The 22,812-nt window shown below is 60.2% G+C and carries 19 protein-coding genes; 13 read left to right on the top strand and 6 right to left on the bottom strand.

Annotated features, from left to right (window positions below; translation table 11 throughout):
* The first annotated feature begins 59 nt into the window (after nt 1–59).
* Both rlmM and tusA read left to right on the top strand, forming a co-directional pair.
* Nucleotides 60–1,133: a 23S rRNA (cytidine(2498)-2'-O)-methyltransferase RlmM gene (gene rlmM, locus KSS91_RS09130; RefSeq protein ID WP_104449731.1), complete on the top strand. Its 1,074-nt coding sequence runs from the start codon at nt 60–62 to the stop codon at nt 1,131–1,133.
* 196 nt (nt 1,134–1,329) lie between these two features.
* Nucleotides 1,330–1,581 (top strand): sulfurtransferase TusA, encoded by a 252-nt coding sequence (tusA, locus tag KSS91_RS09135; protein WP_015095965.1) that lies wholly within the window; start codon nt 1,330–1,332, stop codon nt 1,579–1,581.
* A 143-nt stretch (nt 1,582–1,724) separates the two neighbouring features.
* Here the strand turns inward: tusA and KSS91_RS09140 are convergent, their stop codons facing one another.
* On the bottom strand, nt 1,725–3,134 hold the full coding sequence (locus KSS91_RS09140) for an MATE family efflux transporter (protein WP_217837676.1): 1,410 nt from the start codon (nt 3,132–3,134) through the stop codon (nt 1,725–1,727).
* A gap of 318 nt (nt 3,135–3,452) precedes the next feature.
* Here KSS91_RS09140 and pdxB point away from each other — a divergent pair, with 318 nt between their 5' ends.
* Nucleotides 3,453–4,595: a 4-phosphoerythronate dehydrogenase PdxB gene (gene pdxB / locus KSS91_RS09145; RefSeq protein WP_217837677.1), complete on the top strand. Its 1,143-nt coding sequence runs from the start codon at nt 3,453–3,455 to the stop codon at nt 4,593–4,595.
* A gap of 171 nt (nt 4,596–4,766) precedes the next feature.
* On the opposite strand, the gene KSS91_RS09150 is transcribed toward pdxB, so the two are convergent.
* Nucleotides 4,767–4,946 carry a PA1571 family protein gene (locus KSS91_RS09150; RefSeq protein WP_007974065.1) on the bottom strand — a complete coding sequence of 60 codons (180 nt, stop codon included), beginning with the start codon at nt 4,944–4,946 and terminating at the stop codon, nt 4,767–4,769.
* A 251-nt stretch (nt 4,947–5,197) separates the two neighbouring features.
* Between KSS91_RS09150 and KSS91_RS09155 the strand changes: the two genes are divergently transcribed.
* A complete protein-coding gene (locus tag KSS91_RS09155; RefSeq protein WP_217838380.1) occupies nt 5,198–6,979 on the top strand; it encodes an ABC transporter transmembrane domain-containing protein in 1,782 nt (593 codons plus the stop codon).
* 138 nt (nt 6,980–7,117) lie between these two features.
* On the opposite strand, the gene KSS91_RS09160 is transcribed toward KSS91_RS09155, so the two are convergent.
* Nucleotides 7,118–9,046 (bottom strand): transglycosylase SLT domain-containing protein, encoded by a 1,929-nt coding sequence (locus KSS91_RS09160; RefSeq protein ID WP_217837678.1) that lies wholly within the window; start codon nt 9,044–9,046, stop codon nt 7,118–7,120.
* Between the two features lie 213 nt (nt 9,047–9,259).
* On the opposite strand from KSS91_RS09160, the gene KSS91_RS09165 reads away from it, so the two are divergent.
* Nucleotides 9,260–11,179 (top strand): ATP-binding cassette domain-containing protein, encoded by a 1,920-nt coding sequence (locus tag KSS91_RS09165; RefSeq protein WP_007974055.1) that lies wholly within the window; start codon nt 9,260–9,262, stop codon nt 11,177–11,179.
* A gap of 183 nt (nt 11,180–11,362) precedes the next feature.
* On the opposite strand, the gene KSS91_RS09170 is transcribed toward KSS91_RS09165, so the two are convergent.
* Nucleotides 11,363–11,803: a universal stress protein gene (locus tag KSS91_RS09170; protein ID WP_007974054.1), complete on the bottom strand. Its 441-nt coding sequence runs from the start codon at nt 11,801–11,803 to the stop codon at nt 11,363–11,365.
* Nucleotides 11,804–11,907: 104 nt separating this feature from the next.
* Between KSS91_RS09170 and KSS91_RS09175 the strand changes: the two genes are divergently transcribed.
* The 7 genes from KSS91_RS09175 to KSS91_RS09205 all read left to right on the top strand — a co-directional run bounded on the left by KSS91_RS09175 (nt 11,908) and on the right by KSS91_RS09205 (nt 20,551).
* Nucleotides 11,908–12,345 (top strand): hypothetical protein, encoded by a 438-nt coding sequence (locus KSS91_RS09175; protein ID WP_217837679.1) that lies wholly within the window; start codon nt 11,908–11,910, stop codon nt 12,343–12,345.
* Nucleotides 12,346–12,959: 614 nt separating this feature from the next.
* Entirely contained in the window at nt 12,960–15,107 is a 2,148-nt protein-coding gene (fadB, locus tag KSS91_RS09180; RefSeq protein ID WP_217837680.1) for a fatty acid oxidation complex subunit alpha FadB, read from the top strand.
* A 29-nt stretch (nt 15,108–15,136) separates the two neighbouring features.
* Entirely contained in the window at nt 15,137–16,312 is a 1,176-nt protein-coding gene (fadA, locus tag KSS91_RS09185) for an acetyl-CoA C-acyltransferase FadA (protein WP_007986361.1), read from the top strand.
* 99 nt (nt 16,313–16,411) lie between these two features.
* Nucleotides 16,412–16,648: a DUF1653 domain-containing protein gene (locus KSS91_RS09190; protein ID WP_007986363.1), complete on the top strand. Its 237-nt coding sequence runs from the start codon at nt 16,412–16,414 to the stop codon at nt 16,646–16,648.
* Nucleotides 16,649–16,762: 114 nt separating this feature from the next.
* On the top strand, nt 16,763–19,396 hold the full coding sequence (gene topA, locus KSS91_RS09195; RefSeq protein WP_217837681.1) for a type I DNA topoisomerase: 2,634 nt from the start codon (nt 16,763–16,765) through the stop codon (nt 19,394–19,396).
* Between the two features lie 302 nt (nt 19,397–19,698).
* Complete coding sequence (locus KSS91_RS09200; protein ID WP_217837682.1) at nt 19,699–20,223, top strand: DUF6586 family protein; 525 nt, start codon at nt 19,699–19,701, stop codon at nt 20,221–20,223.
* Nucleotides 20,224–20,317: 94 nt separating this feature from the next.
* On the top strand, nt 20,318–20,551 hold the full coding sequence (locus tag KSS91_RS09205) for a hypothetical protein (RefSeq protein ID WP_007991404.1): 234 nt from the start codon (nt 20,318–20,320) through the stop codon (nt 20,549–20,551).
* Between the two features lie 93 nt (nt 20,552–20,644).
* Here the strand turns inward: KSS91_RS09205 and sulA are convergent, their stop codons facing one another.
* Both sulA and lexA read right to left on the bottom strand, forming a co-directional pair.
* Nucleotides 20,645–21,121 carry an SOS-induced cell division inhibitor SulA gene (sulA, locus tag KSS91_RS09210; RefSeq protein ID WP_095965240.1) on the bottom strand — a complete coding sequence of 159 codons (477 nt, stop codon included), beginning with the start codon at nt 21,119–21,121 and terminating at the stop codon, nt 20,645–20,647.
* 10 nt (nt 21,122–21,131) lie between these two features.
* Nucleotides 21,132–21,740 carry a transcriptional repressor LexA gene (gene lexA, locus KSS91_RS09215; protein WP_007974043.1) on the bottom strand — a complete coding sequence of 203 codons (609 nt, stop codon included), beginning with the start codon at nt 21,738–21,740 and terminating at the stop codon, nt 21,132–21,134.
* Nucleotides 21,741–21,969: 229 nt separating this feature from the next.
* Here lexA and KSS91_RS09220 point away from each other — a divergent pair, with 229 nt between their 5' ends.
* Complete coding sequence (locus KSS91_RS09220) at nt 21,970–22,677, top strand: TetR/AcrR family transcriptional regulator (protein ID WP_217837683.1); 708 nt, start codon at nt 21,970–21,972, stop codon at nt 22,675–22,677.
* Nucleotides 22,678–22,812 lie beyond the last annotated feature (135 nt).

Below are 22,812 nucleotides of genomic sequence, written 5' to 3' on the forward strand. Positions count from 1 at the left end.
CAAGCGGTCTCTCTTTGTAGGAGCGAGCAAGCTCGCTCCTACAGGGTCCAGGAGTAAGAATGAACACCCTATTCATGCATTGCCGGCCGGGCTTCGAAGGTGAAGTCTGTTCCGAGATTTCCGACCTCGCCGCGCGCTTGAACGTGGCCGGCTACGCCAAGGCCAAAGCCGCCACCGCTTGCGCCGAATTCGTCTGCACCGAAGAAGACGGCGCCGAGCGCCTGATGCGCGGGCAGCGTTTCGCCGAGCTGATCTTCCCGCGCCAATGGGCCCGGGGGATTTTCATCGATCTGCCGGAAACCGACCGCATCAGCGTGATCCTCGCCCATATGGCGGACTTTCCGCTGTGCGGCAGCCTGTGGCTGGAAATGGTCGACACCAATGATGGCAAGGAACTGTCGAACTTCTGCAAAAAGTTCGAAGTGCACCTGCGCAAGGCGCTGATGGCCGCCGGCAAACTGGTGGAAGACGCTCACAAGCCGCGGCTGTTGCTGACCTTCAAAAGCGGCCGTGAGGTGTTCATGGGGCTGGCCGAGTCGAACAACTCGGCGATGTGGCCGATGGGCATTCCCCGCTTGAAGTTTCCTCGGGAGGCGCCGAGCCGCTCGACCCTGAAGCTGGAGGAGGCCTGGCACCACTTCATCCCGCGCGACCAGTGGGACGAGCGCCTGCACAGTGACATGACCGGGGTCGACCTCGGGGCCGCTCCCGGTGGCTGGACCTGGCAACTGGTCAACCGCGGCATGCTGGTGACCGCCATCGACAACGGCCCGATGGCCGAAAGCCTGATGGACACGGGGCTGGTGCAACACCTGATGGCCGACGGTTTCACCTTCAAACCCAAGCAGCCGGTGGACTGGATGGTCTGCGACATCGTCGAGAAGCCGGCGCGCAATGCGGCGATGCTGGAAGAGTGGATCGGTGACGGCCATTGCCGTGAGGCGGTGGTCAACCTCAAGCTGCCGATGAAGCAGCGCTATGCCGAAGTGAAGCGGCTGCTCGAGCGCATTGCCGATGGTTTCAAGGCACGGGGTATCAAGGTCGAGATCGGCTGCAAGCAGCTGTACCACGACCGCGAGGAGGTGACTTGCCATTTGCGCCGGCTGGACGTGAAGAAACCCAAGTCCCGCTGATACCGACGGAGCAATGTGGGAGCGGGCTTGCTCGCGAAGGCGTCGTGTCAGTCGACGTCAATGCTGCTGACACACCGCTTTCGCGAGCAAGCCCGCTCCCACAGGTCAGTGGTCATCCCACAAGGGCGGCGTAATGCCACAGGTGACCGAACACCCGGCAATGCGCGACAATGCCGGCCAGTTTCAGGAGTGAATCATGAGTGAAATGCTTGATACGCCGGTAGACGGCACCCTCGATGCCACCGGCCTCAACTGCCCCGAGCCGGTGATGATGCTGCACCAGCACATCCGCGACCTGGTGCCCGGCGGCCTGCTCAAGGTCATCGCCACCGACCCGTCGACCCGTCGTGACATTCCCAAGTTCTGTGTGTTTCTTGACCACGAACTGGTGGCGCAGCACGAGGAGGAGGGCACCTACCTCTACTGGATTCGCAAGAAGTCCGTTTAAGTTCGCATCATGACGCAACTGTAGGAGCGAGCTTGCTCGCGAAAAAAACGAAGGCGCCGTTGGGCATCTGGTTTTACGCGTTACCGTTCACGACCTTCGTCGGAACGCCGCCCGGAACAAGCTCGCTCCTGCAATTTGTGCAATCAGCCGGCCGAGCGGCTGTTACGAATCCGTTTGCGCGCACTGAGCGTCAGGCGGATCGACAACATCAGCGCCGCACAACTCAAGCCGGCAATCAACCCTTCCCACAGCCCGCTCGGGCCGCTGGCCGGACCGAACCAGTCGGTCAGTCCCAGCACGTAGCCGACTGGCAGGCCGATGCCCCAATAGGCGAACAAGGTCAGGATCATGGTCACCCGGGTGTCCTGGTAGCCACGCAACGCGCCCGCGCAAATCACCTGGATGGCATCGGAAAACTGGTACAGCGCAGCATAGACAATCAACATCGACGCAATCTGGATCACGGCCTTGTCAGGCGTGTAGATCGAGGCGATCGGTTCGCGCAGGAGCAGGATCAGGCTCGCCGAGAACGCCGCGAACACCAGTGCCGCGCCGAGCCCGACCTTCGCCGCGAAGCGCGCCTGCCAGGGATTGCCGGCCCCCAGTGCCTGACCGACGCGCACGGTCACCGCCATGCCCAGCGAATAAGGAATCATGAACAGCAACGAGCTGATATTGAGGGCGATCTGATGCCCGGCCACCACGGTAGAGCCGAGACTGCCGATCAATAGCGCGATAACTGCGAAGATGCTGGACTCGGCGAACACGGCGATGCCAATCGGCAGGCCAATGCCGACCAGGCGCTTGATCACGGCCCATTGCGGGCGGTCGAAGCGCACCAGTACCCGGGTGCGGGCATAGAAGGGGGCCCAGAAGGTCCAGCCGGCCATGCTCAACGCCATGAACCACATCACGATGCCGCTGGCCCAGCCGCAACCGACGCCGCCCAGGGCCGGTGCGCCGAAATGGCCGTAGATCAACGCATAGTTCAGCGGGATGTTCAGCAGCAGGCCGCACAAGCCGATGACCATGCTCGGGCGGGTACGCCCCATGCCATCGCTGTAGCAGCGCAATACGTAGTAGAACGCCATGCCGGGAAACCCGAAGGCGATCCCGTGCAGGTAACCCATGCTCGGCTCGATCAATTGCGGATCGACTTTCATCCAGTGCAGGATCGGCTCGGCGCTGAGCAGCAGGCCGCTGCCGATCAAGCCGACACACAATGCCAGCCACAGCGCCTGGCGTACCAGCGGGCCGATCTCGTCGAACTGTGCGGCGCCAAAGCGTTGCGCGACCTTGGGTGTGGTTGCCAGCAGAACGCCGGACATCAACAGGTAGACCGGAATCCAGATCGAGTTGCCCAGGGCCACCGAGGCCAGGTCCCTCGGGCTGACACGGCCGGCCATCACCGCATCGACGAAGCCCATGGCCGTGGTAGCCAGTTGCGCGATCATGATGGGCAGGGCCAGGCCGAGCAGGCCCTTGAGTTCCAGGCGAACGGGGGTCGTTCGCGCGGGAGCCGTGGCGACGGTACTTTCAATAACAGGATTCAATAGCGAAACGTCCAGGAGGTTTTGATGCACAGCCGCGCATTCTACGCGTTGACGCGGCAGTCAGGAAAAGGCTCGTGTTACCGATTTGTAATCAAAACAGGAACCCGATCTCTGTGGTGAGGGGGCTTGCCCCCGTTGGGCTGCGAAGCGGCCCCAAATCATCTTCAGTATTCTTTCAGGTACACCATGCAGACTGAATTCGCGACTGCTTCGCAGCCGAACGGGGGCAAGCCCCCTCGCCACAAGGGGCGCGCAATGCTTACTGGCTCACAATGGTCATCTACGCCTACACTGCCGATCCGCCAAAAGGAGCCTGCCATGCTGATTGTTGCCGACGAAAATATCCCCCTGCTCGAGGCCTTCTTTGAAGGCTTCGGTGAAATTCGCCGGGTGCCGGGTCGCGCCATCGACCGTGCCACGGTCGAGCAGGCCGATGTGCTGTTGGTGCGTTCGGTGACCAACGTCAACCGCGCGCTGCTCGAAGGCAGCAAGGTGCGCTTTGTCGGTACGTGCACCATCGGCACCGATCATCTGGACCTGGATTACTTTCAGCAGGCCGGCATCACCTGGTCCAGTGCACCGGGCTGCAATGCCCGCGGCGTGGTCGACTATGTGCTCGGCAGCTTGTTGACCCTGGCTGAAATCGAAGGGGCCGACCTGACCCGGCGTACCTACGGCGTGGTCGGCGCCGGCGAGGTGGGCGGCCGACTGGTCAAGGTCCTGCAGGGTCTGGGCTGGAAGGTGCTGGTGTGCGATCCACCACGGCAGGCGAATGAAGGCGGTGACTACGTCAGCCTCGAGCAGATCATCGACGAGTGCGACGTCATCAGCCTGCACACGCCGCTGACCAAGCAGGGGCCTCAATCGACCTGGCATCTGTTCGATGAAAAACGCCTCAACCAGCTCAGGTCCGGTACCTGGCTGATCAATGCCAGTCGTGGACCTGTGGTCAACAACGCGGCACTGCGCGATGTGCTGCTGGCGCGTGAAGACCTGCAAGCAGTGCTCGATGTCTGGGAAGGCGAGCCTGAAGTCGACGTGGCGCTGGCCGAGCTGTGCGTGCTGGCCACGCCGCACATTGCCGGTTACAGCCTCGACGGCAAGCAGCGGGGGACCGCGCAGATCTATCAGGCCTATTGCGATTTCCTCGGGCAACCGCCCCGCGTCAGTCTGAGCGATTTGCTGCCGGCACCCTGGTTGTCGCACGTGACACTGAATGTGCAAAGCGACCCGGCCTGGGCTTTGGCGATGCTGTGCCGTGGCGTGTATGACCCGCGTCGTGACGATGCGGATTTCCGTCGCAGCCTTGTCGGCAGTGTCAGCGAGCAGCGCGCGGCGTTCGATGTGCTGCGCAAGCAATACCCGTCGCGCCGTGAGATCGACGGGTTGCAGGTGCGGATCGAGGGGGATGCGCCTGAGTTGCAGAGGATTGTGGCGGCGTTGGGAGCGATGGCAATCTGATGGGCCATGGCGGCCCCTTCGCGAGCAAGCCCGCTCCCACACTGGATCTATATGCACCACAAATCCCCTGTGGGAGCGGGCTTGCTCGCGAAGGGCACCCCACAATGTCCGGACAGGCGCCCATAAAAAACCCGGCCAACTATGGGCCGGGTCAAGAAGACGGTGGCTATATCACTCTTGTTCGGCAGGCTTGACCAATCGCTTTTCCAGTTCGCTGCAAGCTTTCTGGATCATTTCTTCAGTGATCGGTACTTCGCGGCCTTGCTCGTCGATAATCGAGCAGCCCAGAGACTGGTCTGGTTGCGTGCGGATCACTTGAATCTTGTCATCGCTGCTGTGTTGCAAGGACATGGCCTGTCTCCTCATCAGGTTGTGCGCTTACTGTAGAACCGCCAGGTGACCGGGCTATGACAACTCCCTGCGATCTTTCCGGGGGAACAGAATCAGTGCAGCAGAAATGCCTTCGCGTGGCTAGCCGAACTTTAGACCAATAGCGTCTAGCCTCTAGTGTTGGTGGACATAATTAACCTGACTCATTGTGATTTGCAGCGAGCCACCCCATTGAGCGGTGTAGGCTGACCCTAATGATTGTCTTGTCCCGGATGTTTGCGATGCTCTCTGCCCGTCACCGCCGTGCTGTTCGCCTGGCCTGTCGTTTCATTGCGCCGTATCGCTGGCAGGCCTTCGGCGCCTTGCTGGCGTTGATCGTCACTGCCGGCATCACCTTGTCCATGGGGCAGGGCATCCGCATGCTGGTGGACAAGGGGTTCATGACCCAGTCGCCACACCTGCTCAATCAGTCCATTGGCCTGTTCATGTTGCTGGTCGTGGGGCTGGCGATCGGCACCTTTGTACGGTTTTACCTGGTGTCGTGGATCGGCGAGCGCTGCGTCGCCGATATTCGGCGTGACGTGTTCAATCACCTGATTTACCTGCACCCGGGTTTTTACGAAGACAATCGCAGCTCCGAAATCCAGTCTCGCCTGACCGCCGACACCACGTTGCTGCAATCGGTCATCGGGTCTTCGCTGTCGTTGTTCCTGCGCAATCTGTTGATGGTGATCGGCGGGATCGTCCTGTTGTTCATCACCAACCCCAAGCTCACCAGTATCGTAGTGGTGGCCTTGCCCCTGGTGATCGCGCCGATCCTGATTTTCGGTCGCCGGGTGCGTAACCTCTCGCGCCTTAGTCAGGACCGGATTGCCGATATCGGCAGTTATGTTTCCGAAACCCTGGGGCAGATCAAGACCGTGCAAGCCTACAACCATCAGGTCCAGGACGAGCAACGGTTTGCCCTGACCGTGGAGGAGGCGTTCAACACCGCACGCAAGCGCATTTTCCAGCGGGCGTGGCTGATTACCCTGGTGATCGTGCTGGTCCTGGGCGCGGTCGGGGTGATGCTCTGGGTCGGCGGGATGGACGTCATCGCCGGGCGAATTTCCGCCGGCGAGCTGGCGGCGTTCGTGTTCTACAGCCTGATCGTCGGCAGTGCGTTCGGCACCTTGAGCGAGGTGATCGGGGAATTGCAGCGGGCGGCCGGCGCAGCCGAACGGATTGCCGAGTTGCTGCGTTCGGAAAACATCATCCTGCCACCGGTCGCAGGCGCGGTGACGCTGCCGGAACGGGTCGACGGCCACCTGCAGCTGCAAAATGTGCGTTTTTCCTACCCGTCGCGGCCGGAAAGTTACGCTGTCGACGGCTTGAGCCTGACAGTCAATGCCGGTGAGACGCTGGCGCTGGTTGGGCCCTCCGGGGCCGGCAAGTCGACGGTGTATGACTTGCTGCTGCGTTTCTACGACCCGGCCGAGGGGCGCATCCTGCTCGATGGCGTGCCGTTGACTCAGCTCGATCCGCTGGATTTGCGCCGCTGCTTCGCCCTGGTGTCACAGACCCCGGCGCTGTTTTTCGGCAGCATTGAAGACAACATTCGCTACGGCAATCCGCAGGCGACGCTGGCCGAGGTACAGGAAGCGGCAAAGATCGCTTACGCCCATGACTTTATCGAAGCCATGCCCAGCGGTTACCAGACTCATCTGGGGGATGGCGGTCTCGGCTTGTCCGGCGGCCAGCGCCAACGCCTGGCTATCGCCCGCGCGTTGCTGGTGGACGCCCCGATCCTGCTCCTCGACGAAGCCACCAGCGCCCTCGATGCCCAGAGTGAGCACCTGATCCAGCAGGCGCTGCCGAGCCTGATGAAGAACCGAACCACTCTGGTGATCGCCCATCGCCTGGCCACGGTTAAAAACGCCGACCGGATCGCGGTGATGGATCAGGGGAAGCTGGTGGCGGTAGGGACGCACCAGGAACTGATTGCCAGCAATGCCTTGTATGCACGGCTGGCGGCGTTGCAGTTCAGTGACGGCAAGATTGCCGCCGAACTGTAGGAGCTGCCGCAGGCTGCGATCTTTTGATCTTAAAGACCCCTGACAAAAAAATGCCCGCATCGTTTGATGCGGGCATTTTTTAGAGCAGGATCAAAAGATCGCAGCCTTCGGCAGCTCCTACATAACCGGCATTACCGGTCATTGATCGTCGAAAAACCGCTCATGCCAATCCACGATCGGCTGTGGCGAGTTGAGCTTCTGGCCGTAGATCACCGAGTACGACAACACGTTTTGCACGTACTGGCGGGTTTCGTCGAACGGGATGCTTTCTACCCACACATCGAAACTCAGGTGGTCGGCACCGCGCAGCCATTGGCGCACGCGACCCGGGCCGGCGTTGTAGGCGGCGGAGGCAAGGACGCGGTTGCCGTTGAACTGGCTGTGCACCTGGCTCAGGTAAGCGGCGCCGAGCTGGATGTTCTTGTCCGGGTTGAACAGTTGCTGTGGCGAGCTATAGGGAATGCTGAACTTGCGTGCGGTTTCCTTGGCGGTGGCGGGCATCAGTTGCATCAGGCCCGAGGCGCCGACCCCGGAGCGGGCATCTTCCATGAAGGCGCTTTCCTGGCGAGTGATGGCGAATGCCCAGCTCGGATGCAGGCCGCGATTCTTCGCTTCACGCACCAGCGTGTTGCGGTGGGCCATCGGGAAGCGGATATCCAGATCGTCCCAATACTGCGCCTGGCTGATGGTGCGAATGGCCGGGAAGTACCATTTCAGGTCGTAGGCCAGTTTGGCCTGGGCAACCATCTCGTCACGGCTGAAGTGGCGGCTGACGTGGTACCACTCGCGGCGACCGTCGACGATTTGCCCGCGAGCGTGGAACTCCAGGGCGCGACGTATGCCGGGGGTGTTGCGCACTTTGTTGATCAGCGCCTGGCTCATCACCAGCGGCTTGTTGTTCAGCGAGTAGGGTGACTGCGAGCGATCGGCGGCGAGGAAACCATAGAAGTCGCGTTCGCGGGCCAGGTTTTTATAGAGCGTCTGCACTTCCGGATTCTGCGGTTGCGCCAGTTCCAGGCTGCGGGCCTGCCAGTAGCGCCAGCGGTTGGTGGTGGCCAGGTCCTGGGGCAGGCGGCGGGTCAACTGGTAGGCATCGTCCCAGCGCGCCAGGCGCAGGAGCAGACGCAGGCGCCATTCGGAAACGGTGTTGTCGCGCAGTTCCGGATCGTATTTGGTCATGACGTCCAGGGCTCGGCCGTCGAAACGTTTGGCGAGGGTCAAGCCGATTTCCCGGGCGATTGCGACTTTTTCATCCCGGGAGAAGTGCATGCTGCTGGCGTAGCCGTCGAGCAGGTTCATGGCCCTGTCCGGGTCCTGGCGAGCCAGGCGGCGCAGGCCGAGGCTGACCACGTCGGACATGGCTTCATCGGCCGGGGTGAAGCGTGAGGGCTGATTGAGCAGTTCCGGTTTCTGCGCGACGTCCACCAGCAAGCGACCGCGCGGGGCGAGGGTGGTCAAGCCGTTGACCAGGCTGTTGGCCAGCGGGTAGTTGCGCGCCTGGGCGGCGAGTTTGGCGCGTTCCCAGCGTTTTTGCTCGGTCAGCTGGCCATCGGCGGCCCACATGCCGAACAGGGCATCGCAGGCTTCGGGCTGGGATTTGCCAGTCAGCCAGAGCTTTTCGGTGTTGGCGTAACCTTCGGCCTTGAGGTTGTGGCTGATCTGGTACTGCGCATTCAGGCAGTCCAGTTCGGTGAAGTTCATTTTCGGGTCGTAATACTTGACGAAAGTCGCCCAGTCGCCCCGGTCCGCCAGCCAGCGCAACCAGCGCAGTTTCATCCAGTTGGCCTGGGGCAGGTCGCCGTGTTCGGCGAGGAATTTCTCGATTTCGGCGTTGCTCGCGGTTTTCAGGCGCGCGGTCAGTTCGTCATAGGCCAGATACGGCTCCAGCGGATAATCGGCGAGGGCCTGGCTGTAACGGAAATACGGGCCGGTATCACCCTTGGCCAGGGCGCGCTTGGCTTCATCGTAATATTGGCGTTGGGTGGACAGGTCCACCGCCTGGGCGGATTGAAGCGCTGCGGCTGAAAGTAAAAAACACGACAAAAGATTGAAAAGGCGACTGCGCATGAGACGTCCAGGCAGAGAAAACATGACAAGTGCGGGTCAGGCCCGTACTGAATTGTCTGTAGCTTAGCCTTTTGCCAGCAGCCGGCGAAAGCTTTGCGGGTCTTCCCGCATCAGTTCGCAACATTTGTCGTTCAGAGTGCTACGAGAGTGAAATTGCCGGCCTTCTGAAGCCTCAAGTCAGGTAGAATGCGCGCCCGGTTTTTGGAGAAGCTCATGACCCTGCTCAAATTCAGCGATGTGTCCCTTGCTTTCGGCGCTATGCCGTTGTTGGACAAGGTGTCCTGGCAGATCGCCCGTGGTGAGCGGGTGTGCATCATCGGCCGCAACGGCACTGGCAAGTCCAGCATGATGAAGCTCGTCAAGGGCGACCAGAAGCCCGATGACGGCTCCGTTTGGCGCGCACCCGGTCTCAAGATCGGCGAATTGCCGCAAGAATTGCCGGTGGCCGACGAGCGGACAGTGTTCGACGTGGTGGCCGAAGGCCTGGACGGCGTCGGTGCGTTGCTCGCCGAATATCACCACCTGAGCCAGAACATCGTCACCGATGCCGATCTGGACAAGCTGATGCACGTCCAGCACGACCTCGAAGCCCGCGATGGCTGGCGCTTGCAGACTCTGGTCGACAGCACTCTGAGTCGCCTGCAACTGCCGGCCGACAAGACCCTCGCCGAGTTGTCCGGCGGCTGGCGTCGTCGCGTCCTGCTGGCCCAGGCCCTGGTGTCCGAGCCGGACCTGCTGCTGCTCGACGAACCGACCAACCACCTGGACATCGGTGCCATCGCCTGGCTTGAAGAGGCGCTGAAGGATTTCCAGGGCGCCGTGCTGTTCATCACGCACGACCGTTCTTTCCTGCAGAACCTGGCAACCCGCATCCTCGAACTGGATCGTGGTGGCCTGATCGACTGGAATGGCGACTACGCCAGTTTCCTCGTACACAAGGAAGCCGCGCTGGCGGCCGAAGAAACCGCCAACGCGCTGTTCGACAAGCGCCTGGCCCAGGAAGAAGTGTGGATTCGCCAGGGCATCAAGGCCCGCCGCACCCGTAACGAAGGCCGCGTACGCGCGCTCAAAGCCTTGCGCGTCGAGCGCAGCGAACGTCGCGAGCGGACCGGCAAGGCCAACATTCAGCTGGAAACCGCCGACAAGTCCGGCAAACAGGTCATGGTCCTCGATAACGTGAGCTTTGCTCACCCGGACGGTCCGTTCCTGATCAAGGACTTCTCCATGGTGCTGCAGCGCGGCGACCGTATCGGTCTGCTCGGCGCCAACGGTACCGGCAAGACCACGCTGCTGAAGCTGATGCTCAGCGGCTTGCAGCCAACCAGCGGCAAGGTGGAGGAGGGCACCAGGATCGATGTTGCCTACTTCGACCAGTTGCGCCACCAGCTGGATCTGGAAAAAACCGTGATCGACAACGTCGCCGAAGGTCGCGACTTCATCGATATCGACGGCCAGAGTCGCCACGTGCTGAGCTACCTCGGCGACTTCCTGTTCAGCCCGCAGCGTGCGCGCACGCCGGTCAAGGCGCTGTCCGGCGGTGAACGTGCCCGTCTGTTGCTGGCCAAGCTGTTCAGCAAGCCGGCCAACCTGCTGGTACTCGACGAACCGACCAACGACCTCGACGTCGAAACCCTCGAATTGCTCGAAGAGGTCCTGCTGACCTTCAACGGCACCGTACTGATGGTCAGTCACGACCGGGCATTTCTCGACAACGTGGTGACCAGCACCCTGGTCTTCGAAGGTGAGGGCAAGGTGCGCGAATACGTTGGCGGTTATCAGGACTGGCTGCGTCAGGGCGGCTCGCCGCGCCTGCTCGGCGTAACCGAAAGCAAGTCCGGCAAGGCTGACCTGAACTCTGCAGTGGTGAAGGCCGAGCCGGCACCGGTTGCGGCGGCAGTCGAAGCGCCAGTGGCGAAGAAGAAGCTCAGCTACAAATTGCAGCGTGAGCTTGAAGCGTTGCCCGGCGAGATCGAAGCCATGGAGCAGCAGATCGCTGCCGTTGAAGCGCAGATGGCCGACGCGGGTTTCTACCTGCGCCCGGCTGCCGAGACGGCTGCAGTGATCGCTCAGCTGGCGCAGTTGCAGGCTGAACTCGACGTGATGGTCGAGCGCTGGGCCGAACTGGATGCCTGATTGATCCTGCAATAAAAAAGCCCGGCTTCACACACGTGAACGCCGGGCTTTTCATATGAACTGCAGTTCCCTGTAGGAACGAGCCCGCTCGCGATGGTCGTCAACGATGACGCTGGAAACCTGATGCCCCGCGGCGTTCTCAGGTTCATCGCGAGCGAGCTCGCTCCTACAGGACGGGTGTTGTCAGCTTTTGGTTTGCAGGCGCACCGCAAGCACATCACAAGGCGCGCCATGCAACACGTCGTTGGCGGTGGAACCGAGCAGCAGTGCCAGGCCGTGCCGGCCATGGCTGCCCACCACGATCAGGTCGCAGGTTTGCTCCTTGGCCAGGTGGTGGATTTCCTGGCGTGGCTGGCCATAGGTCAGGTGGCTGTATTCCCGGGAGAGCTCCGGATATTTGAGGATCAAGCGGTCAAGGCGCTCCTTGGCCTGATCGAACTGCTGCTGTTGCAGTTGTGACAGGTCCATCGGCACGTCGCCGCCGAAGGCCATCGCCATCGGCTCGACAATGTGCACCAGTGACAATTTCGCGCCGTTGCTCACCGACAGCTCGCGAGCGCGGTGGATCACAGGGTCGCACTCTTCGGTCAGATCTACAGCGACCAGAATATGGTTGTAGGGCATGAGGTGCTCCTCCTGAGGATTGCAATATTGGTAAGTATGGCTGGTTTCAAGCGCATTGGTTCCAAAGTGACACAATGGGCTCATCAAGAATCGGGAGTACAGATATGACGGTGTGGATAGTGGTGTCAATCCTGTTGGTGGTACTCAGCCCACTGGCATGGTTGCGCCCGTCGCGTGCCCAGAGTGGGCGCATCGCCCTGCGCATGGAGGCCCGGCGCATTGGGCTGGCCATGCAGCTGGCGCCCCAGGAGTGGCCACACTGGCTGAGCCAGGAGCCGCCGAGCCCGTGCGCCCAGTACCATCGTCCGCGACGTGGCAGTCAGGCGGCGTGCTGGAGTTACTGGCAAAAATCACCGGGTGTCTGGGTCAATCAGTGGCAGGAAACCTGTGAAGATCGAGCGCTGCTCAATTATTTCGAAAAATTGCCGGGTAATGTCTACAAGGTCGAGGCCGACAAGCAAATGATTGCCTTGTATTGGGGCGAGAAGGGCGAGGCCGACGTTTTGCAACAGATCGATGCCACGCTGAAAGCCCTTGCCTGAACCCCGTCCCTCTGTGGGAGCGAGCCTGCTCGCGATGAACCTGATAGCGCCGCGGGGTGCCAGGCTTCCCGCGCCATCGTTGACGTCCATCGCGAGCAAGCTCGCTCCTACAGGAATCATCAGGCAATAAAAAGCCCGACATTCATCATCGGGCTGGAGTTGGCCAGGCAGGCCGGTAAAACGGTGTTGGCTGATCTTACGCTGGGCATTCGCCAAAAGCGTTCACAATTTCCCCCTGGTTCCGCCAGCGTAGCTTGTTAAACACGGGTTGCAGCGAATTAGGGCGCATTTTCTAACAATTGATTCTATGAATGACCCTGCATGCTTCGGCGTGTTTAAGGTCTTCACAGTACGGATATGACCGGAAAGTCGCGTTTCAACCCGTGTTTCGGGCGATTGACAATTGTCGGAAATTCCGTGAAGGTGACGTACCCAAATCAAACGGGCGTATGAATTGAGCGTTTGTATTTCAGACCGCTCCTACAGAATCCCGACTATCGCGTTGGCGGGTGTGCCGGGGGAATGGGCGTAGCATTGACGATCGACGTCCCTGCCAAGCCATTCGCCTGCGTCCGACGTGTACTGTTCAGCTTCCATATCGTGGAGATCAGTTGATGATTTACGAAGGTAAAGCCATCACGGTTAAGGCTCTTGAAAGTGGCATCGTCGAACTGAAGTTCGACCTCAAGGGTGAGTCCGTCAACAAGTTCAACCGTCTAACCCTGAACGAACTGCGTCAGGCCGTAGACACCATCAAGGCAGATGCTTCGATCAAGGGCGTGATCGTCAGCAGTGGCAAGGACGTGTTCATCGTCGGCGCCGACATCACCGAATTTGTCGACAACTTCAAGCTGCCGGATGCAGAGCTTGTTGCTGGCAACCTCGAAGCCAACAAGATTTTCAGCGATTTCGAAGACCTCAACGTTCCGACCGTTGTCGCGATCAATGGCATCGCGCTGGGCGGCGGTCTGGAAATGTGCCTGGCGGCGGACTACCGCGTCATGTCCACCAAGGCCAAGATCGGCCTGCCGGAAGTCAAGCTGGGCATCTACCCGGGCTTCGGCGGTACCGTTCGTCTGCCGCGTCTGATCGGTGCCGACAACGCCATCGAGTGGATTGCCGCCGGCAAGGAAAACCGTCCTGAAGACGCGCTCAAAGTTGGCGCTGTCGACGCAGTGGTTGCTCCAGAGAAGCTGCAAGAGGCCGCGCTGGAACTGATCAAGCGCGCCATCTGCGGCGAGTTCGACTACAAGGCCAAGCGCCAGCCGAAGCTGGAAAAGCTGAAGCTGAACGCTATCGAGCAAATGATGGCTTTCGAAACCGCCAAGGGTTTCGTGGCCGGTCAAGCTGGCCCGAACTACCCGGCGCCGGTTGAAGCGATCAAGACCATCCAGAAAGCCGCGAACTTCGGTCGCGACAAGGCGCTGGAAATTGAAGCCGCAGGTTTCGTCAAGCTGGCCAAGACCTCTGCCGCGCAGAGCCTGATCGGTCTGTTCCTGAATGACCAGGAACTGAAGAAAAAGGCCAAGGCCTACGACGAAATCGCCAAGGACGTGAAGCAGGCCGCCGTACTGGGCGCCGGCATCATGGGTGGCGGTATCGCCTATCAGTCGGCTTCCAAAGGTACGCCGATCCTGATGAAGGACATCAACGAGCACGGCATCGAGCAGGGTCTGGCCGAAGCCGCCAAACTGCTGGTTGGCCGCGTTGATAAAGGCCGCATGACCGCCGCGAAAATGGCTGAAGTGCTCAACGGCATTCGTCCGACCTTGTCCTACGGTGATTTCGGTCACGTGGACCTGGTGGTGGAAGCAGTCGTCGAGAACCCGAAGGTCAAGCAGGCCGTTCTGGCTGAAGTCGAAGACCAGGTCAAAGAGGACACCATCCTCGCGTCCAACACCTCGACCATTTCCATCACCATGCTGGCCAAAGCCCTCAAGCGTCCGGAAAACTTCGTCGGCATGCACTTCTTCAACCCGGTGCACATGATGCCGCTGGTGGAAGTGATTCGTGGCGAGAAGTCCAGTGAGCTGGCCGTTGCCACCACCGTTGCCTACGCCAAGAAAATGGGCAAGAACCCGATCGTCGTCAACGACTGCCCGGGCTTCCTGGTCAACCGCGTACTGTTCCCGTACTTCGGCGGTTTCGCCAAGCTGGTCAGCGCTGGTGTGGACTTCGTCCGTATCGACAAGATCATGGAAAAGTTCGGCTGGCCTATGGGCCCGGCCTACCTGATGGACGTGGTCGGCATCGACACCGGCCACCACGGCCGTGACGTGATGGCTGAAGGCTTCCCGGACCGCATGAAGGACGATCGTCGCTCGGCTGTCGACGTGCTCTACGAAGCCAAACGCCTGGGCCAGAAGAACGGCAAGGGCTTCTACGCCTACGAGACCGACAAGCGCGGCAAGCAGAAGAAAGTCGCCGACCCGTCGGTACTGGAAGTGCTCAAGCCAATCGTCTTTGAACAGCGCGAAGTCACTGACGAAGACATCATCAACTGGATGATGATCCCGCTGTGCCTGGAAACCGTGCGTTGCCTGGAAGACGGCATCGTCGAAACCGCTGCCGAAGCCGACATGGGTCTGGTCTACGGCATTGGTTTCCCTCCATTCCGTGGCGGTGCGCTGCGTTACATCGATTCGATCGGTGTGGCAGAGTTCGTTGCCCTGGCTGACCAGTACGCTGATTTGGGCGCGCTGTACCACCCGACCGCGAAGCTGCGCGAAATGGCCAAGAACGGCCAGAGCTTCTTCGGTTAAGCGCCCCCAACTAGAGTGAGAGTGAACTTATGAGCTTGAATCCTAGAGACGTCGTGATTGTCGACTTCGGTCGTACTCCGATGGGCCGCTCCAAGGGCGGCATGCACCGCAACACCCGCGCCGAAGACATGTCGGCGCACCTGATCAGCAAATTGCTGGAACGCAACGTCAAGGTCGACCCGAACGAAGTCGAAGACGTGATCTGGGGCTGTGTGAACCAGACCCTGGAGCAGGGCTGGAACATTGCGCGCATGGCGTCGCTGATGACCCAGATCCCGCACACCTCGGCCGGCCAGACCGTCAGCCGTCTGTGTGGCTCGTCCATGAGCGCTTTGCACACTGCTGCGCAAGCGATCATGACCGGCAATGGTGACGTGTTCGTCGTTGGTGGCGTCGAGCATATGGGTCACGTGAGCATGATGCACGGTGTCGATCCGAACCCGCACATGTCGCTGTACGCGGCAAAAGCTTCGGGCATGATGGGCCTGACCGCGGAAATGCTGGGCAAAATGCACGGCATTACCCGCGAGCAGCAAGATGCTTTCGGCGTGCGCTCCCACCAACTCGCCCACAAGGCGACCGTGGAAGGCAAGTTCAAAGACGAAATCATCCCGATGCAGGGCTACGACGAGAACGGTTTCCTGAAAACCTTCGACTACGACGAAACCATTCGTCCGGAAACCACCCTGGAAAGCCTGGCGGCTCTCAAGCCAGCGTTCAATCCGAAGGGCGGCACCGTGACAGCAGGTACTTCGTCGCAGATCACCGATGGTGCTTCGTGCATGATCGTGATGTCGGCGCAGCGCGCACAGGACCTGGGCATCCAGCCTATGGCGGTGATTCGCTCGATGGCGGTGGCAGGTGTGGATCCGGCAATCATGGGCTATGGTCCAGTACCGGCCACACAAAAAGCACTGAAGCGCGCGGGTCTTGGCATCTCCGACATCGACTTCTTCGAGCTCAACGAAGCTTTCGCCGCACAGGCCCTGCCAGTGCTGAAAGATCTGAAAGTGCTCGACAAGATGAACGAGAAGGTTAACCTGCACGGCGGCGCGATCGCCCTGGGCCACCCGTTCGGTTGCTCCGGTGCGCGTATCTCCGGCACTTTGCTCAACGTGATGAAGCAGAATGGCGGTACCTTCGGGGTAGCCACCATGTGCATTGGTCTCGGCCAAGGCATCTCCACCGTCTTCGAACGCGTTTAAGCGTTTCGTTGAAGGAAGCCGGGGCCAAGTGCCCCGGTTTTTGTTTTTCCGGATTTATTTTTGTTTTTATTTTGAAAAAATTTGAGTGAGGGCCAAAGCATGCCGATACAACCTGGGCTCTACCAACATTACAAAGGTCCGCAGTACCGCGTATTCAGTGTTGCGCGGCATTCGGAAACCGAAGAAGAAGTGGTCTTCTATCAAGCCCTGTATGGCGATTACGGCTTTTGGGTGCGTCCCTTGAGCATGTTCCTTGAGTCGGTCGAAGTTGACGGCGAACAGGTGCCACGCTTTGCTTTGGTGCAGGCCGAAGAAAGCCTTTTTACCAAGCCATAAGCTGAGTGCGCGCAATACCCTGCGCTTGACCTCACCTTGTAGCCACTATATATAGCGGTGCCGCGTCAGGCGCCAACCGCCTTTCACTTCTCGAATTCAGGAATTTTCTGATCCATGGGCAAATCGCTGGTCATTGTGGAATCCCCGGCTAAGGCCAAGACCATCAACAAGTATTTGGGCAACGAATACGTGGTGAAGTCGAGTATCGGCCATATCCGAGACCTGCCCACCAGCGGTTCGGCTAGCGCCAGCAAAGAGCCGGCCGCCAAGCGCGGCAAGGCTGCTGCGGGTGAAGCGCCGGCACTGTCGCCTAAAGAAAAAGCGCGCAAGCAGCTGGTCGCGCGCATGGGGGTCGATCCGGATCATGGCTGGAAAGCCAAGTACGAGATCCTCCCGGGCAAGGAAAAAGTCATCGAAGAGCTGCGCCGGCTCGCCAAGGATGCTGACACCATCTATCTCGCAACCGACTTGGACCGCGAGGGGGAAGCCATTGCCTGGCACCTGCGCGAAGCCATCGGTGGTGACGACAGCCGCTACAAGCGCGTGGTGTTCAACGAAATCACCAAGAAGGCGATCCAGGAAGCCTTCTCCCAGCCGGGCGAGCTGGATATCGACCGCGTCAACGCCCAGCAGGCCCGTCGTTTCCTCGACCGCGTCGTGGGCTACATGGTTTCGCCACTGCTGTGGGCCAAGATCGCTCGTGGTCTGTCCGCCGGTCGCGTGCAATCGGTTGCCGTGAAGCTGGTGGTTGAGCGCGAACGTGAAATCCGTGCGTTCATCCCGGAAGAGTACTGGGAAGTGCACGCCGACCTCGGCACCGCAAAAGGCGCGACCGTGCGTTTCGATGTGGCCCGCGAAAAAGGCGAAGCCTTCAAGCCGCTCAACGAAGCCCAGGCCATGGCCGCGCTGGAGAAGCTCAAGGCTTCCAGCTACAGCATCGTCAAGCGCGAAGACAAACCGACCAGCAGCAAGCCCTCGGCGCCGTTCATCACCTCCACCCTGCAGCAGGCCGCGAGCAACCGCCTGGGCTTCGGGGTGAAGAAAACCATGATGATGGCCCAGCGTCTGTACGAAGCCGGCTACATCACTTACATGCGTACCGACTCGACCAACCTCTCGGTTGATGCCGTGGCGATGGCGCGTACTTATATTGAAGGCGAGTTCGGCAAGAAGTACCTGCCGGAAACCCCGAACGTCTACAGCAGCAAGGAAGGCGCACAAGAGGCTCACGAAGCGATTCGTCCCTCCGACGCCAACACCGAGCCAAGCAAGCTGTCGGGCATGGAGCGTGACGCTGAGCGCCTCTACGAGCTGATCTGGCGCCAGTTCCTGGCTTGCCAGATGCTGCCGGCGCAATACCTGTCGACGACCGTCACTGTGGGCGCCGGCGACTTCGAGCTGCGCGCCAAGGGCCGCATCCTGAAGTTCGACGGTTACACCCGTGTCATGCCGCAAATCGCCAAGCCAGGCGACGATGATGTGCTGCCGGACATGGCCCAGGGCGACGCGATGAAGCTGATCAAGCTTGATCCGACCCAGCACTTCACCAAGCCGCCGGCGCGTTACTCGGAAGCCAGCCTGGTAAAAGAAATGGAAAAACGCGGCATCGGTCGTCCTTCGACCTACGCAGCGATCATTTCGACCATTCAGGACCGTGGTTACGTGGCGTTGCACAACCGTCGCTTCTACTCGGAAAAGATGGGCGACATCGTCACCGAACGCCTGGCCGAGAGCTTCTCGAACCTGATGGACTACGGTTTCACCGCCGGCATGGAAGAGCATCTCGATGACGTGGCCCAGGGCGAACGCGACTGGAAAAACGTGCTCGACGAGTTCTACGGCGACTTCAAGAAAAAGCTCGAAGTAGCCGAAAGCCCGGAAAACGGCATGCGTGCCAACCAGCCGGTGATGACAGACATTCCGTGCACCACCTGCGGTCGTCCGATGCAGATCCGCACCGCGTCGACCGGCGTGTTCCTCGGATGCTCGGGCTACAGCCTGCCGCCGAAAGAGCGCTGCAAGGCCACCGTCAACCTGGTACCGGGCGACGAAATCGCCGCGGACGACGAGGGTGAGTCGGAGTCGCTGGTATTGCGTGGCAAGCATCGCTGCCCGATCTGCAGCACGGCGATGGATGCCTACCTGCTGGACGAGAAGCGCAAGCTGCACATCTGCGGTAACAACCCGGATTGCGATGGCTACGAAATCGAAGAGGGCACCTATCGCATCAAGGGCTATGAAGGTCCGAGCCTGGAATGCGACAAGTGCGGCAGCGAGATGCAGCTCAAGACCGGCCGTTTCGGCAAGTTCTTCGGCTGCACCAACGCGACCTGCAAGAACACCCGCAAACTGCTGAAGAGCGGTGATGCGGCGCCGCCGAAGATGGACCCGGTGAAGATGCCTGAGCTGAAATGCGAAAAGGTCAACGACACCTATATCCTGCGCGACGGTGCATCCGGCCTGTTCCTGGCGGCCAGCCAGTTCCCGAAAAACCGTGAGACTCGTGCTCCGCTGGTGATGGAAATCATCCCGCACAAGGATGAGATCGATCCGAAGTATCACTTCCTCTGCGAAGCGCCGAAGAAAGATCCCGATGGCCTCCCGGCTGTGATTCGTTACAGCCGCAAGACCAAGGAGCAGTACGTGCAGACCGAAGTTGACGGTAAGCCGACTGGCTGGAAAGCGTTCTACGACGGCGGCAAGTGGACGGTTGAAGACAAGCGCCCGGCGAAGACCGCCAAGGCTTGAAACTGTAGGAGCGAGCTTGCTCGCGATGGTCGTCAACGATGACGCGGGCCTTCAGGATGCCCGCGTTGCTCTCAGGTCCATCGTCGGAACGCCGCCCGGAGCAAGCTCGCTCCTACAAAAGGCGCATGGGAACTGCGAAGGCGTAGAATCGCAAGACCCCTGTAGGAGCGAGCCTGCTCGCGATGGTCGTCAACGATAACGCGGGCTTTCAGGATGCCCGCGTTGCTCTCAAGTCCATCGCGAGCAGGCTCGCTCCTACAGGACCTGCGTGAAGCAATTATTTCGTTGTGGAGGCTGCCGTCATGGCCCACGAACTTTATACCCGCACCAATCAGAAGATTTATTTCGCCGGCTTGTCGCTGGAAGCACTGGCGCGCACTGAAGAGGGTCGGGCGATGAATTCGCTGGCGCTGATCCAGGCCGGACGCGAATCTGCGCTGTTTCACTTGTACGGCGCGCTGTTGGGCCTGTGCCACGAAATCGCCGGCTTCTATCGCCTGCCTCAGGCCAATGCACCCCGTGTGGAGCTGTTGCTGACCCGCGAAGTGCTGGAAACCATCGCCATTCCGGAAATGGCCGAGCTGGTCGAGCTGGCCAGTAACCCGGAGACCTGGTTGGCCAAGTTGTTGGCTGCCCATGCTGCATTGTTTCAGCCGCCGCGCGCGCCCCACAAGCCAAAAGGGGACGTGACCCAGCCACTGATTCAGGCTGTCAATCTGGATGAAGTGGATGAGCCAGAGGAACTGAGTCGGGAAGAGCTGGAGAGCTGGCGCCAGAATCTGAAAGGATTGGCGATCCGCTTTCGCGAAGGCCTGAACGAGTGCTGACAGAAACAGTTTTGGGATGGCATCTGGTCAAGATCCCGAGCGAAGCCTGGCCGATGCCTATATAATCCCCGCCTTTCGTGGAGAACAGTCCTTTATGCCAACGTCCTTTCTAGAAATTGTCGAGTTACCAGACGGCCGTATCGAGCTGCGCAGGGCTGAGGACGAGGGTTCTCTGGTTACTTTGGATTTCTCCGAGGACGCCAAAGCGTTCCTGCAAGGGCAACACGTGGAAGTCGCCAAGGCGATGTTGAGCGTGGGAGTCCAGATGGCAGGTCGCCTGGTTGAAGGCGAATTCGACAAGGACGAGGGGCCGCGGGTTCTTCATTGATCCCCGTCCGTCGGTTTTTTTGATGTCGCTACACATCGGCTTCTCTCTCCCTGGAGAAGCCTCGCGCGGTGAAGTTCGCGCCCCGGCTGTCAGTTATCCCAAACGAATATTCAGGCTCTGAGCGTCCCCGGTCCGGGCGGCGCTGATCAGCTGTTGCCGGGATTGGCTGCTCAACGGGTTGAGCCAGCTGACAACCGTATGGCTGCGCCCAAGACGCAGGGCTTCGCAGGTCAGTTGCTGAGCACTTTGGGTGCCTCGGGGGTGCAGCAACAGAATGCGCTCGCGGTTGAGGCCGGCATCTCGCAGCCAGGCTTGAGTCAGGCTGGCGGGCGGCGCGATCAGTGTCAGCCAGCGTGCGTCCTGGTCCTGGCTCAACTCCCTGAGGATAGGTGCCAGAAGGCTCAGGCAGTTCCCGGCTGCACCACGCAGTGACAGCTCGCTGAAAACGTCAGGTTCGGCGCTCCAGGGGGACTCGACTACGTCTTTCAGGATCGGCGCCAATGGCTGTGCCATGAACGCTTCGAACAACGGCAGTTGGGTTTGCTGTGGTGATGGCTGTGGGAACTGCATGGAGCCTCCTTTAGCGGCGAATCACGCCGACACTCAAGCCTTCGATCACCAGTTCCTGATCTTGAAGGTTCACTTCGATAGGGGCGAACTCGGGGTTCTCGGCGATCAGCCAGACTTTGCTGCCGTCACGCTTGAAGCGCTTGACGGTCACTTCGTCGCCGATTCGTGCAACCACGATCTGGCCGTTACGGGCTTCGCGGGTGGTGTGGACGGCCAGCAGGTCGCCGTCGAAAATGCCGACATCCTTCATGCTCATCCCGTGGACGCGCAGCAGGTAGTCGGCGCGCGGATGGAAGAAGGCAGGATTGATGTTGCAGGACTCTTCGATGTGTTGCTGCGCTAGAATCGGGGCACCGGCTGCGACCCGGCCAATGATCGGCAGGGTGGAATCGTCGGCCTTGGCTTCGAAGCCGGGGATGCGAATGCCACGGGAGGCGCCAGGCGTCATCTCGATGGCACCCTTGCGGGCCAGCGCCTTGAGGTGCTCTTCCGCCGCATTGGGTGACTTGAAACCCAGTTCCTGAGCGATTTCCGCACGGGTGGGGGGGTATCCGTTGTCTTCCAGGCAGCGTTTGATGAAAGCCAGAATCTCTGCTTGTCGTGGCGTCAGCTTTAGCATATTGATCGCTCTGTTTTTTTATACAGTGACTGGGATTATATACAGTAAGGCGATCTTGGCAATGCTCCATTTTTCAGTCGCCGCCAGACGGTCAATCAGTCAGTGGATTCAAGCTTCGCCGTTGTGTGGTTAAATATCTGACCGACCATTCCCGAAACGAACTGCCAGACTTGACAAGGCACAGGCTGAAACGTATGTTTCAAACAAGTGTTTGTCAGGCGGAGTAGCCATGGCCCAGTCGGAAACCGTTGAACGCATTCTTGATGCAGCCGAGCAGTTGTTCGCGGAAAAAGGTTTCGCTGAAACCTCGTTGCGCCTGATCACCAGCAAGGCCGGTGTCAACCTGGCGGCGGTGAACTATCACTTCGGTTCAAAGAAGGCGTTGATCCAGGCGGTTTTCTCGCGGTTCCTCGGGCCGTTCTGCATCAGCCTCGATAAAGAGCTGGAGCGGCGTCAGGCCAAGCCTGAAATCAAGCCGACCCTCGAAGAGTTGCTGGAAATTCTCGTCGAGCAGGCCCTGGTGGTGCAACCGCGCAGCGGCAACGACCTGTCCATCTTCATGCGTTTGCTGGGGCTGGCGTTCAGTCAGAGCCAGGGGCACTTGCGTCGTTATCTGGAAGACATGTACGGCAAGGTGTTCCGCCGCTACATGACGCTGGTCAACGAAGCGGCGCCGCGTATTCCGCCCATCGAACTGTTCTGGCGGGTGCACTTCATGCTGGGTGCGGCAGCGTTCAGCATGTCCGGTATCAAGGCCTTGCGCGCGATTGCCGAAACCGACTTCGGTGTGAACACCTCGATCGAGCAGGTCATGCGCCTGATGGTGCCATTCCTGGCCGCCGGCATGCGTGCCGAATCCGGTGTGACCGATACGGCCATGGCCACTGCCCAGTTGCGTCCGCGCAGCAAATCGACACCGGTTGCCGCCAAGGTTTAACCGCGCACGGGTGGGCGCGGCAGCTGACATCCGCTAAGCTAGCCGCCCATGCCGACTCTCGTTCTGAACCCGTTTTCCATCGAACTCGCCAATCTGCCAGGCCTTGCCCCTGGTGGCGAATTCGTGTGGGCAGGG

Origin of the sequence: Pseudomonas azerbaijanorientalis (assembly GCF_019139795.1) — a bacterium.
Taxonomy (GTDB): domain Bacteria; phylum Pseudomonadota; class Gammaproteobacteria; order Pseudomonadales; family Pseudomonadaceae; genus Aquipseudomonas; species Aquipseudomonas laurylsulfatiphila.